This is a genomic window from Methylomagnum ishizawai, assembly GCF_900155475.1.
GTDB classification, from domain to species: domain Bacteria; phylum Pseudomonadota; class Gammaproteobacteria; order Methylococcales; family Methylococcaceae; genus Methylomagnum; species Methylomagnum ishizawai_A.
The window spans coordinates 1,596,979-1,609,309 of sequence record NZ_FXAM01000001.1 but is presented as its reverse complement, the minus strand read 5'-3'; the positions used below and the strand labels follow the sequence as shown (position 1 = coordinate 1,609,309).

At 60.7% G+C, this 12,331-nt stretch carries 12 protein-coding genes; 11 read left to right on the top strand and 1 reads right to left on the bottom strand.

The window, feature by feature from the left end:
• The first annotated feature begins 559 nt into the window (after positions 1-559).
• The 6 genes from B9N93_RS07285 (at position 560) to tilS (ending at position 6,023) form a co-directional block, all read left to right on the top strand.
• Entirely contained in the window at positions 560-1,327 is a 768-nt protein-coding gene (locus tag B9N93_RS07285) for a zinc metalloprotease (RefSeq protein ID WP_176225175.1), read from the top strand.
• A 215-nt stretch (positions 1,328-1,542) separates the two neighbouring features.
• The gene (locus tag B9N93_RS07280) at positions 1,543-1,818 is read left to right on the top strand and encodes a hypothetical protein (protein ID WP_125468880.1); all 276 of its coding nucleotides are present in this window, start codon (positions 1,543-1,545) and stop codon (positions 1,816-1,818) included.
• A 365-nt stretch (positions 1,819-2,183) separates the two neighbouring features.
• Positions 2,184-2,366: a hypothetical protein gene (locus B9N93_RS07275; RefSeq protein ID WP_085212265.1), complete on the top strand. Its 183-nt coding sequence runs from the start codon at positions 2,184-2,186 to the stop codon at positions 2,364-2,366.
• A gap of 500 nt (positions 2,367-2,866) precedes the next feature.
• Positions 2,867-3,586, top strand: coding sequence for a dienelactone hydrolase family protein (locus B9N93_RS07270; protein WP_085212263.1), 720 nt, complete (start codon positions 2,867-2,869; stop codon positions 3,584-3,586).
• A 33-nt stretch (positions 3,587-3,619) separates the two neighbouring features.
• Positions 3,620-4,585 (top strand): acetyl-CoA carboxylase carboxyl transferase subunit alpha, encoded by a 966-nt coding sequence (accA, locus tag B9N93_RS07265; protein WP_085212261.1) that lies wholly within the window; start codon positions 3,620-3,622, stop codon positions 4,583-4,585.
• A 67-nt stretch (positions 4,586-4,652) separates the two neighbouring features.
• Complete coding sequence (tilS, locus tag B9N93_RS07260) at positions 4,653-6,023, top strand: tRNA lysidine(34) synthetase TilS (RefSeq protein ID WP_085212259.1); 1,371 nt, start codon at positions 4,653-4,655, stop codon at positions 6,021-6,023.
• On the opposite strand, the gene B9N93_RS07255 is transcribed toward tilS, so the two are convergent.
• Entirely contained in the window at positions 6,013-6,345 is a 333-nt protein-coding gene (locus B9N93_RS07255; RefSeq protein WP_085212257.1) for a DUF4156 domain-containing protein, read from the bottom strand. The genes tilS and B9N93_RS07255 overlap by 11 nt on opposite strands.
• A 193-nt stretch (positions 6,346-6,538) precedes the next feature.
• On the opposite strand from B9N93_RS07255, the gene B9N93_RS07250 reads away from it, so the two are divergent.
• The 5 genes from B9N93_RS07250 to ftsB all read left to right on the top strand — a co-directional run bounded on the left by B9N93_RS07250 (position 6,539) and on the right by ftsB (position 12,290).
• Positions 6,539-8,173 (top strand): CTP synthase, encoded by a 1,635-nt coding sequence (locus B9N93_RS07250; protein WP_085212255.1) that lies wholly within the window; start codon positions 6,539-6,541, stop codon positions 8,171-8,173.
• A 60-nt stretch (positions 8,174-8,233) separates the two neighbouring features.
• On the top strand, positions 8,234-9,055 hold the full coding sequence (kdsA, locus tag B9N93_RS07245; RefSeq protein ID WP_085212253.1) for a 3-deoxy-8-phosphooctulonate synthase: 822 nt from the start codon (positions 8,234-8,236) through the stop codon (positions 9,053-9,055).
• A gap of 131 nt (positions 9,056-9,186) precedes the next feature.
• Positions 9,187-10,386, top strand: coding sequence for a class I SAM-dependent methyltransferase (locus B9N93_RS07240; RefSeq protein ID WP_176225174.1), 1,200 nt, complete (start codon positions 9,187-9,189; stop codon positions 10,384-10,386).
• Between the two features lie 261 nt (positions 10,387-10,647).
• Entirely contained in the window at positions 10,648-11,931 is a 1,284-nt protein-coding gene (eno, locus tag B9N93_RS07235) for a phosphopyruvate hydratase (protein ID WP_085212249.1), read from the top strand.
• A gap of 23 nt (positions 11,932-11,954) precedes the next feature.
• The gene (gene ftsB, locus B9N93_RS07230; protein ID WP_085212247.1) at positions 11,955-12,290 is read left to right on the top strand and encodes a cell division protein FtsB; all 336 of its coding nucleotides are present in this window, start codon (positions 11,955-11,957) and stop codon (positions 12,288-12,290) included.
• Positions 12,291-12,331 lie beyond the last annotated feature (41 nt).

Below are 12,331 nucleotides of genomic sequence, written 5' to 3'. Positions count from 1 at the left end.
TCAACATGAAGCATGGATGCTGATTCCTAAGCCCGGCTTGGGAATAACCCTGCTTTCCGTCCCACGCCAAGCGGAGTTTGGAAGGACGGCCTCCCAAACAGCGTTTGGGAGCCTATGCCCAGCCATCCGCTTTTCCCAATAGCTAGCCGCCCGTATCGAATGGCGGCAAAAGATGCGGCACGGCGGAATCCGAAGGCTTTGGGGTTCCCACCCACCGCGCCGGATTCCGTCGCACGCCATGCTGTCCATGTCAAAAGACATCCAGCCATTGTGCCCCAGGCCAGCCTGGGTAGTGAAACTGCGGTAGACCTCGCTCGTCCCACAGGTGCATGATCTCCGTGTCATTCCGGCCCGCCCGCCGACTCCACTGGCGCTGAAACAGCCGTTGATGCCCATATACCTAGGCTAGGAGATCATCCATATGCACGATAAAACCCAATCCAGGATCAACTTGCTCGGTGGCTATTGCCTCGCCACGCTCCTTGGTGCGACCGGTATGGCATCGTATGCCACAGCGGAAGAAATACCCCAGATGAAGTGCAGGACCCCGGTGCGGAATATGTCCGAAAAACTGCAAAGCGAAACCGTTTTCAACGCCGCCAGCAGGCAGGCCGCCAAAACCTTCCCGCCGCCCAATCAGCCCGTCACCATCCCGGTTTGGTTCCATGTTATCTATAAGGTCGTGTCCGGCCAACCCAAAGGTAATATTTCGAACACGGTTATCGCCAAGCAAATCACGGTTTTGAATAACGCCTATCAAGGCAGTGGATTCCAGTTTTCCCTGGCCGGTACCGATAGGACGGAAAGCGCCGATTGGTTCGATCAATGCCTGGATAGCGAGGCGTTGGAACCCGTTTATAAAAAACAATTAGCGGTCGATCCCAGCCATACCTTGAACGCCTATACCTGCAACAGCGGCTCTGGTTTGCTCGGCTTCGCGACCTTTCCCGATATGTATGCGGAATCGAGCGCCATGCACGGGGTTGTGCTAAATTATCGGTCGCTTCCAGGGGGTCCGTCTCCTTATGGGGAAGGCGATACCGCCACCCATGAAATCGGGCATTATCTGGGCCTCTATCATACTTTCGACGATGGCCAGACCAGTTGCGCCGTGGATAATGATCTGGTGGGCGACACCGCCATCGAGCGCAGCCCGAATTTCGATTGCCCCGTCAAAAGGGATACCTGCGCGAACAAGCTAGGCAAAGACCCGGTGACCAACTACATGGATTACAGCGCCGATGCCTGTATGACCGGTTTCAGCATCGGCCAAGTCAAGCGCATGCAAGCCCAGGTGTTGGCGTTCAAGCCCTCATTGGTGCCGTGACGGATACCCTCCATCGGCCCAGGAATATGTCATAAATACCCCCCCGCATCGCCCCGGAGCATGAACTTCGGTTTGTTCGCAGGCCACCCCCGCGTGCAAACTGAAGTTTGCCCCCCCGTTCCTCTCGACACAAACCCAGGATTGACTGCACGGCGCTTCTCGCCAATGATCCGCGTTTTGCGGCGTAGCCGTTCGATGCCCGAATGGAGGGATTCATGAAGACCAACATGCTCGTTGGATTTGCAACATATTTGGCGGTATTCGGTCCGGCGGCCGCCAACGCCAACGATATCGGCAAAGATCAAGTGCCGAAAGCCGTACTCGATTCCTTCGAGCAAGCACACCCGAACGCTCGGGACGTGGAGTACGAGGCCCAGCGCTTCGAAGGCAGTCCGGCCTACGTCATAGAATTCAAAGAAAACGGCAGGGAATATGAATCCCTGTATACCTTGGAAGGCTCGCTGATCCGCCAGCAAGAGGAAACCGATTGACCGGCCCTCTTCGGATCGCTAGAAGCCGCCCCCCAGAACCGTTCCAAGGCTCCCGCCAGTTTTGAAGGCCGGACCCGCCGTTCCTCGGCGTTCCAGCCGAATCCGCCCCGTCCCACCCAGGCCGCATGGTATATCGTCGTCCCGACCGGGAGCGGCCCGCCGTTTCATGAATACATCGCCATCAAGCATATCGATCAAATCATGAAATTTTTATGATAACTTCATTTATTACGTATTCATTTGAAATGAAATTTACACGGTTTTGTAACCAAACAGCCTCTGATCTCCGATATTTTATTCCCGCCCCAACCAGAAGGGCGTGATTTTTCAATATCAACGAAAGACGAAAGACTGAGGAGGTAAATATGGAACAAGAGAAAGACAATTTTTGGTTGTACATCGGCGGCGTTATCCTTTTAGCGGTCGTTGTCGTGTTCGCCATGCGCGGTGCGCGTGATGATCTGGAAGCCGGCGTCAAGAATCAACAAGCCCAGGCCGAATCCAAGGCTGAGGTGGAAAAGCAGATCGAACGCCAGCACTCCAAATAATAACAAGGTAAAAGCACCTATGCCCCGCCTGCCCAGCCCGGAAATATCCTAGCGGCGCAAGCGGGGCATCCCAGTAAAAAAAACCTCAGCAGACTTTGTTGGATGTGGCAATCCCGGTTCATGTCGATGGTTTAATTACTCGTACACGGAACCCGAGAGAACTTTCGGCAAAGTCCACTTTACCGACGGCTTCTTCTTAATACTTTTGTTCCAGGAGTAAGCCGTCGCTTTTTTGCTTAGGTTCCCCTAAGCGAAAATTCCGCCACCAGCCTTCGCAGTCATCCAAGCATCCTCTCCGCCCACCGGGCCGATGTTTCAAGCATCCCCAAAACCCCATACGGCTCGCTCCCGTTTTGGTCGGCCACCGATGACCAGCATCGCGACCCAAGCCCGGAGCGTGGTCAGCGCCCGCCCGCAACCATGGCATTCCCGGCCCGGCTTCTGCTAGGGTATCGCCGCCGCTGGCCTCCCCACCCATTTCCCGACCGGAGATAAGCTTCATGGCGATCCAAACCCGTACCGTCGATTACACCCACGCCGACACCGCGCTCGAAGGCTTTTTCGCCTACGACAACCGCCGCGCCCAACCCCTGCCCGCCGTGCTGATCGCCCATGCCTGGGCAGGCCGCGAAGAGTTCGTCTGCGACAAGGCCCGCAAACTGGCCGAACTCGGCTACGCCGCCTTCGCGCTCGACATGTACGGCAAGGGCGTCCTGGGCTCGGGGCCGGAAGAAAACGCCCAACTCATGCAACCCTTCGTGCAAGACCGCGTCCTCTTGCAAAGCCGGATCACCGCCGCCCTCGATACCCTACGCCTGCAACCGGAAGTCGATGCGCGGCGCATCGCCGCCATGGGCTTTTGCTTCGGCGGGCTGTGCGTGCTGGACTTGGCGCGGACCGGGGCCGACCTACGCGGCGTGGTCAGCTTCCATGGCCTGTTCATCCCGCCCGGCAATACCGGCAACAATAAGATCAAAGCCAAGGTGCTGGCCCTGCACGGCTTCGACGACCCCATGGTCAAGCCAGAACAAATGGTGGCCCTGGGCCATGAACTCACCCAGGCCGGGGCCGACTGGCAAATCCACGCCTATGGCCACACCGTCCACGCCTTCACCAACCCCAGGGCCAACGACCCTGGCTTCGGCACGGTCTACCAGGAAACCGCCGACCGCCGTTCCTGGGAAAGCCTCAAAGATTTCCTAGCCGAGGTGTTAAAATAGCCGTTTTTCCGTCCGCGCCGAGACAACTAAAACATGGACCTGAAATTCCTCGATTTCGAACAACCCATCGCCGAACTCGAAGCCAAGATCGGCGAACTCAAACGGGTCGGCTTCGACAACGAAATCAACATCAGCGAAGAAATCGCCCGCCTCGAAGACAAAAGCCGCAAGCTCACCGAATCGGTGTTTTCCTCGCTGACCGCCTGGCAGATTTCGCAAATCTCCCGCCATCCGCAACGGCTCTATACCCTGGATTACCTGGAATTGATCTTCGGGGATTTCCATGAGTTGCACGGCGACCGCGCCTACGCCGACGATCCGGCCATCGTCGGCGGTCTGACCAAACTCGACGGCCTGCCGGTCATGGTGATCGGCCATCAGAAGGGCCGCGACACCAAGGAGAAAATCCACCGCAACTTCGGAATGCCGCGCCCGGAAGGCTACCGCAAGGCGCTGCGCCTGATGCGCTTGGCCGAGCGTTTCCACCTGCCCATTCTTTGCTTCATCGACACGCCCGGCGCCTATCCCGGCATCGGCGCGGAAGAACGCGGCCAGAGCGAGGCCATCGCCCGCAACCTGTTCGAGATGGCGACCCTGCGTACCCCGATCCTTTGCACCGTGGTCGGCGAGGGCGGTTCGGGCGGGGCGCTGGCCATCGGCGTGGGCGACCGGCTCTTGATGCTGCAATACAGCACTTATTCGGTGATCTCGCCGGAAGGTTGCGCCTCGATCCTGTGGAAAAGCGCCGACAAGGCCGAACTCGCCGCCGAGGCCATGGGCATCACCTCCGACCGTTTGCGGGAACTCAAGCTGATCGACGAGATCGTGCCCGAACCCCTGGGCGGCGCCCACCGCGACCGCCAGCAAGCCGCCAACAACCTGAAGGCGGCGATCAAGCGCCACCTGGAGGAACTGCTCCGCACCCCCATGGAGGGATTGCTGGAACGGCGCTATGCCCGCCTGATGAGCTATGGCGTCTACGAAGAAGCCAACGCCTGACCCGCTTCCCAACCCCGTAGCCCGGATTCCACTGTGTTCCATCCGGGCCACGGAACACCCCGCTTCCATGAACCTCTCCGCCGACACTTTACGGGCCAGCCTCGCCCGCCATCCGCCCTCCCCCCATTATTGGATCGCCTATAGCGGCGGACTCGACTCGCGGGTACTGCTGCGCCTGTGCGCCGAACTGGCCCGCGTTTCCCAGGATTTCCGCTGCACCGCCGTCCACGTGCATCATGGCTTGCAAGCCGCCGCCGAACACTGGGCCGAACAGTGCCGGACCACCTGCGAGGCCGAGGGCGTGGCGTTCCGTTTGCTGCGGGTCGATGCCCGGCCCCGTCCCGGCCAAAGCCCCGAGGAAGCCGCCCGCGCCGCCCGTTACCAAACCCTGGCCACATTGATGGCGACGGGCGATACCTTGCTCACCGCCCAACATCGGGACGACCAGGCCGAGACCTTGCTACTGCAATTGCTGCGCGGCGCGGGATTGCCGGGTTTGGCGGCGATGCCGGAGCGGGCGGCGTTCGGCCCCGGTTTCCTCACGCGGCCCTTGCTGGACCATGGCCGCGCCGAACTGCGGGATTACGCCGAAAAGCTCGAACTGGATTGGCTCGAAGACCCCAGCAACCGGGATTTGGGCTACGACCGCAATTTCATCCGCCACCGCATCCTGCCGGTGCTGGCCGAGCGCTGGCCCGCCGTCGGCGCCACCCTCAGCCGCTCCGCCCGGCATTGCGCCGAGGCCCAGGCCACCCTGGCGGCGCTGGCCCGCGACCTCTGCCATGCGGCGCTGAACCCGGAGCGGGGGACGCTGTGCGTGGACCGCCTGTTGGCTTATGCGGCGGCGGATCGGCGTTTGGTGCTGCGGGAATGGATCGGGGCCAAAGGTTTCCGAACGCCCTCGGCCCGCGTGTTGGAACAGGTGTTGGATTGCGCCCTCAACGCCCATCCCGAGCGGAGTCCCGCGGTGCGCTGGCGGGAGGGGGAAATCCGCCGCTATCGGAACGAGTTGTATTTGCTGCCACCCGCCGGGCCATTCGATAGCGGCACCATCATCGCCTGGGACGGCCTCGCGCCCCTGCTCCTGCCCGATGGCAACGGCGAACTCATCGCCCGGCCCATCGATGGCCCCGGCATCGCGCCTGGATTGTGGCGGACGGCAGCCATTACCGTGCGCTACCGCCAAGGCGGCGAAACCTGCCGCCCCCTGGGCCGGACAGGCTCGCGGGACTTGAAAAAGCTGTTCCAGGAAGCCGGGATTCCGCCCTGGGTGCGGGAGCGGACGCCCTTGGTCTATGTGGATGGACGGCTGGTGGCGGTGGGGGGAAGGTGGATTTGCCAGGCATTCGCGGGCGACCCGGCGGGGCGCAATATCATGATCGAATGGTTTCCACCCCCGCCTCTCCGCGCCCTATCGGAAAACCCCGCTACGGATTGATGCAGCGATAGACCTCGAACGACTGCTCCCCTTCCAACAGCGGCCCCTTGGTGACGATGGTATCGCCGCCCATGCCGCCCGCGTTGTTGCGGGCCAGCCGATACACTTCTTCCTGGACCACCGATTTGCCGCGGGCGATGAAACCGAGGGTCGCCGTGGTATTGGCCGTGACCTGGCCCAACAGTTTGCAACGGCCTACTTCCGACTTCGACAACACCCGGACCTTCTCGCCCTGCGGCTTGAGATCAACCCAGGCACAACCCGCCACAATGCCTAGCAACGCCACGCCCGCCAACATCCTGAATCGCCTTGTCCCGCCCATCTAGTTCCTCCTGAAAACCTGGATTATTACTTGATCCCGCTATGGTAAACCGGCTTTCCGCCGATTTGAAACCAAGGCTGGCGATGACGCAACGCCCCGTGTCGGGTAAAATGCCACGCTTATATTCCGCCATCCACCGCATCCGTCCCTGGCCCCCAAGCGGGCGACCGCGGTCAACCCTCCCCCTTCGCGCATGACCAAGTACATTTTCATTACCGGCGGTGTCGTTTCCTCGCTCGGCAAAGGCATCGCCGCGTCGTCCCTGGCCGCCATCCTCGAAGCCCGCGGCCTCAAGGTGACGATGACCAAGCTCGACCCCTATATCAACGTCGATCCCGGCACCATGAGCCCGTTCCAGCACGGCGAGGTGTTCGTCACCGAGGACGGGGCCGAAACCGACCTCGACCTCGGCCATTACGAGCGCTTCCTGCGCACCACCATGGGCAAGGTCAACAACTGGACCACCGGCCAAATCTACGAGAACGTGATCCGCAAGGAACGCCGCGGCGAATATCTCGGCGCGACCGTGCAAGTCATCCCCCATGTCACCGACGAGATCAAGCGGGTGATCCGCCTGAGCGCCGAGGGCTACGATGTCGCCATGATCGAAATCGGCGGCACTGTGGGCGATATCGAATCCCAGCCCTTCCTCGAAGCCATCCGCCAACTCCGGGTGGAATTGGGCGAGGATCGGTGCCTGTTCATCCACCTGACCCTGGTGCCCTATATCGCGGGCGCGGGCGAACTCAAGACCAAGCCGACCCAGCACTCGGTGAAGGAACTCCGCACTATCGGCATCCAGCCCGATGTGTTGATCTGCCGTTCCGACCGCTTGGTGCCGCAATCCGAGCGCAAGAAGATCGCCCTGTTCACCAATGTCAACGAGGACGCGGTCATCTCCGCCGTGGACGCCGACACCATCTACCGCATCCCGCTCTCGCTGCACGCGCAAGGGCTGGACGATATCGTGGTGAAAAAGCTCAAGCTGGAAGCCCATCCCGCCGATCTGTCGGAATGGCAGGCGGTGCTGGACGGGCTCAAGCATCCGGCCGGCACGGTCGTTGTCGCCATGGTCGGCAAATACGTCAACCATTCCGACGCCTACAAATCCCTGACCGAAGCCCTGATCCACGCCGGCATCCACACCAAGACCAAGGTCGAAATCCGCTTCATCGAATCGGAAGAGATCGAGGACAAGGGCACCGGCGCCTTGGAAGGCGTGGATGCCATCCTGGTGCCGGGCGGTTTCGGCGAGCGCGGCATCGAAGGCAAAATATCGGCGGTCAAATACGCCCGCGAACACAAAATCCCCTATCTCGGCATCTGCCTCGGGATGCAGGTCGCGGTGATCGAATTCGCCCGCGACGTGGCCGGACTCGAAGGAGCGCACAGCACCGAATTCCTGCCCAAGACCCCGCATCCCGTGATCGCCCTCATCACCGAATGGCAGGACGATTCCGGCCAGATCGAACAGCGTGGCCCCCATTCCGACCTGGGCGGCAGTATGCGGCTGGGCGGGCAGAAATGCCGCTTGGTCACGGGCAGCCTGGCCCACCGGGTCTATGGCAAGGATGTCATCACCGAGCGCCACCGCCACCGCTACGAGTTCAACAACAACTACCTCAAGGCGTTGGAAGAAGCCGGGATGAAAGTCTGCGGCAAATCCCTGGACGGGCGCTTGGTCGAGGCCATCGAAATCCCCGACCATCCCTGGTTCCTGGCCTGCCAATTCCACCCGGAATTCACTTCCACCCCCCGCGGCGGCCACGCCTTGTTCACCGGCTTCGTCCGCGCGGCGGGCGAATACCGCGCCCACCGGAACGGCTGATGCGGTTCCGCGCTTCCACTTCTCCCTCCCTTGCGGAGGGGGCTTAGGCCAGGACCCTCCATGCGACTTTGCGGCTTCGACACCGACCTCCACCTTCCTTTTTTCCTGATCGCCGGTCCCTGCGTGATCGAGAGCGAACAACTCGCCCTCGACACCGCCGGCACCCTCAAAGAACTCACCCAAGCCCTCGGCATCCCCTTCATCTACAAATCCTCCTTCGACAAGGCCAACCGCTCCTCCCACCAGAGTTTCCGCGGCTTGGGGATGGAAGCGGGCTTGCGTATCCTGGAACAGGTCCAGCAAACCATCGGCGTGCCGGTACTGACCGATGTCCACGAAGATACACCCCTGGCCGAAGTCGCCAGCGTGGTCGATGTGTTGCAAACCCCGGCCTTCCTCTGCCGCCAGACCAATTTCATCCAGGCGGTCGCGGGCCTTGGAAAGCCGGTCAACATCAAGAAGGGCCAATTCCTTGCGCCCTGGGACATGAAAAACGTCGCCGACAAGGCCAAAGCCACCGGCAACGAGCAAATCATGGTCTGCGAACGGGGGGTATCCTTCGGCTATAACAACCTGGTGTCGGACATGCGCTCGGTGGTGGTGATGCGCGACACCGGCTGTCCCGTGGTGTTCGACGCCACCCATTCGGTGCAATTGCCGGGCGGGCAGGGTTCGTGTTCCGGCGGGCAGCGCGAGTTCGTGCCGGCCCTGGCGAAAGCCGCCGTGGCGGTGGGGGTCGCGGGCCTGTTCATGGAAACCCACCCGGACCCGGATAAGGCTTTGAGCGATGGGCCGAACGCCTGGCCCTTGGATAAGATGCGGGGTTTGTTGGAAGTATTGCTGGCTTTGGACCAGGCCGTAAAGGCAAGCGGTTTCCTATAAACCAAAATCCTAGCGCCGATGAGTTTACGAGAAAAACCAATAGACAATGCTGTGCTACGCTAAAGCCACCCAAAACCCAGATTAGGGCAATGGCTTTCCTATCAATCGAAACCCATCGAGGATTTGACTCCATGTCCAGTACGCAACCCTTATTGGATGGCGAAGACCCGACCGCCGGGATCAGGCGCACCTTGGCTTTTTTCTTATACGAGCATAACCGTATCTCCGCCTTCAAAGCCGCGGACCTGGGCGGCATCGCCCCCCGCGAACTCGCCGACCCCGATACCGAGTCTGGAATACCCGCCTACGCGGACGACCCACAGGTCAATGGTGATGTTTTAGCAATACTAAGGAAAATACTGGCCCAACCCTTCAAGGAAACCCCCCTCCTACCCTCCCAGGAAGAAGCCATCGCCATTGCCAATACCGCTAAAAGCGACCGTGTCATCTATGACCAGATGGCCGAAAAAGAAGCGGCCCATTGGGGTAAGGTATTACCCAACAAGCAACAGCAGCAACAGGAGTCCCTAAGCGTCTTGGACGAGGAAAGAAGGGCGGGCTTCCATCTCGGCCTGAGTCGGCATTCGGTCAACTTCATGCCCTGGGTCCAAAGCCAAGGCTTGACCTTCGACCACGCGCTGTCCTTGGGCTGCGGGGCTGGGCGGCTGGAACGGGAGTGGTTGAACAAAGGGATCGTGCGCAGTTTCCACGGCGTCGATATCGCCGAGGACGCCCTCGCCAGCGCACGGGCGATGGCGGCCACGGAAGGTCTGGCCTGCACTTATTCGCAGGGGGATTTGAACTTCGTGGAACTCCCCTCCGACACCTACGACTTGATCGTCGCCTCGACCTCCCTGCACCATTGCCTGTTTCTGGAGGATGTCGCCGACCGGATGAAAGCGGCCTTGAAACCCGGCGGGCTGGTTTGGCTGAACGATTTCATCGGCGACTCGCAATTCCAGTATCCCGATAGGTTGATCGAACTGACCACCGCCCTACTCAAAGCCATCCCGGAGCAATATACCTATAACCGCCTGCAACGAAAGCAGATACAACCCCCCAAACGCCCCAAGCTACCGCTGAAATCGCCTTTCGAATCCATCCGCTCACAAGAGATACCCAAGATTTTCCTGGAGCGTTTCGAGGTGGTGCAAAAAAGCGAAACCCATAGTTTCGTCCGCTATATCGCCCCGGTGGGTTGTTTGTGCAAATACCACGAATCGAAAGCGGGGACGGCGCTATACGATTTATTGATGACCCTGGATGAATTCTTCATAGAACAGGGCTTGATGGCACCGACGGCGGGGCATTACATCCTCAAGAAACCTTGAGCCCTGCAAGCCATTGAAAGAACGAATGCCGTCCATCGTGACCCAGCGTTTCCGCCAGCCCTATTCAAACCAAGACCGGATGCGCCCCAATGGTACAAGTCTTGAATGAATTTCTGGGGGTTGGCGGTGCCAATGAAAACCATGAACCGGCACACCTAGCCACCCTGCCCGGCCATTTTATCGGCGAATAGAATCGCCTCAATTACCCTATGGACGGAGCAGAACATTACCGTTATTCCCGCAACCCATCATGGAGCCAACATGAGCAAAATCGTAGAAGTGAAAGCCCTCGAAGTCCTCGACTCCCGCGGCAACCCGACCGTGGCCGTGGATGTCGTCCTCGAATCCGGCGCTATCGGCACCTCCATGGTGCCGTCCGGAGCCTCCACCGGCTCCCGCGAAGCCATCGAACTGCGTGACGGCGACAAAGCCCGTTACCTGGGCAAGGGCGTGACCAAGGCGGTCGCCAACGTCAACGGTGAACTGCGCTCCGCCGTCTTGGGCCTCGACGCCGCCGACCAGGCCGGTCTCGACGCCAAGATGATCGAAGTCGATGGCACCGACAACAAGGGCCGCTTGGGCGCGAACGCCCTGCTCGGCATCTCCCTGGCCTCGGCCCGCGCCGCCGCCACCGAAGCCGGCAAACCCTTGTACGCCCATTTGCACCAGGGTGGCGACTGCGTCCTGCCGGTCCCGATGATGAACATCATCAACGGCGGCGCCCATGCCGACAACAGCGTGGACATGCAGGAGTTCATGATCCTGCCCGTGGGCGCCCCCAATTTCCGCGAAGCCATCCGCTACGGCGCGGAAGTGTTCCACGCCCTCAAGAAGGTGCTGGGCCAGCGCGGCCTCGCCACCGGCGTGGGCGACGAGGGCGGTTTCGCCCCCGACCTGCCGTCCAACGAAGCCGCCATCGAAGTCATCCTGGAAGCCATCGCCAACGCGGGCTACACCGCTGGCAAGGACATCTTCCTGGGGCTGGACTGCGCCGCCTCCGAATTCTACAAGGACGGCGTCTACGACCTCGCCTCCGAGGGCAAGAAGTACTCGTCCGGGGAATTCGCCGACTTCTTCGCCTCCTGGGTCGATAAGTACCCGATCATCAGCATCGAGGACGGCCTGGACGAGAGCGACTGGGCGGGTTGGAAAGTCCTGACCGAGAAACTCGGTTCGCGCATCCAGCTGGTGGGCGACGATTTGTTCGTGACCAACCCGAAAATCCTCAAGGAAGGCATCGACAAGGGCATCGCCAACTCCATCCTGATCAAGGTCAACCAGATCGGCACCTTGACCGAGACCCTGGAAGCCATCGCCATGGCCCAGGCGGCGGGCTACACCACCGTGATGTCGCACCGCTCCGGCGAAACCGAGGACAGCACCATCGCCGACCTCGCCGTCGCCGCCTCCACCGGCCAGATCAAGACCGGCTCCCTGAGCCGTTCCGACCGCATCGCCAAGTACAACCGCCTGCTGAAGATCGAGGCGGAACTGGGCGACAAGGCCGTCTACGCCGGCAAGAGCGCGTTCAAGCGGGCGTTCTAAGCTGAGATAAGGCCGGCACCGGCATGAAAAAGCTCATCATTTTTCTGCTGGTGCTGATCGCCTTGCTGCAATGGCGTTTGTGGTTCGGCGATGGCGGCATCTACGAATTGCACGAACTGCAAGCCCGTATCGAGCAACTCAAGGAGGAAGGCGACAAACTCCACGAGCGCAACGCCGCTCTCGAAGCCGATGTGAACGATTTGAAGGAAGGCACCGACGCCGTCGAGGAACGCGCCCGCCAGGAATTGGGCATGGTCAAGGAAGGCGAGACCTTCGTGCAGGTGTTCGAAAAGCCGCATCCCTTGCCGCCGCCGGAGAAGGCGGGCACCGCGATCAAACCGCCTGGCAAAGGGCGATAACCCGACCCCGTAGGAATGGCCTTCAGGCCGCGATCCAATCG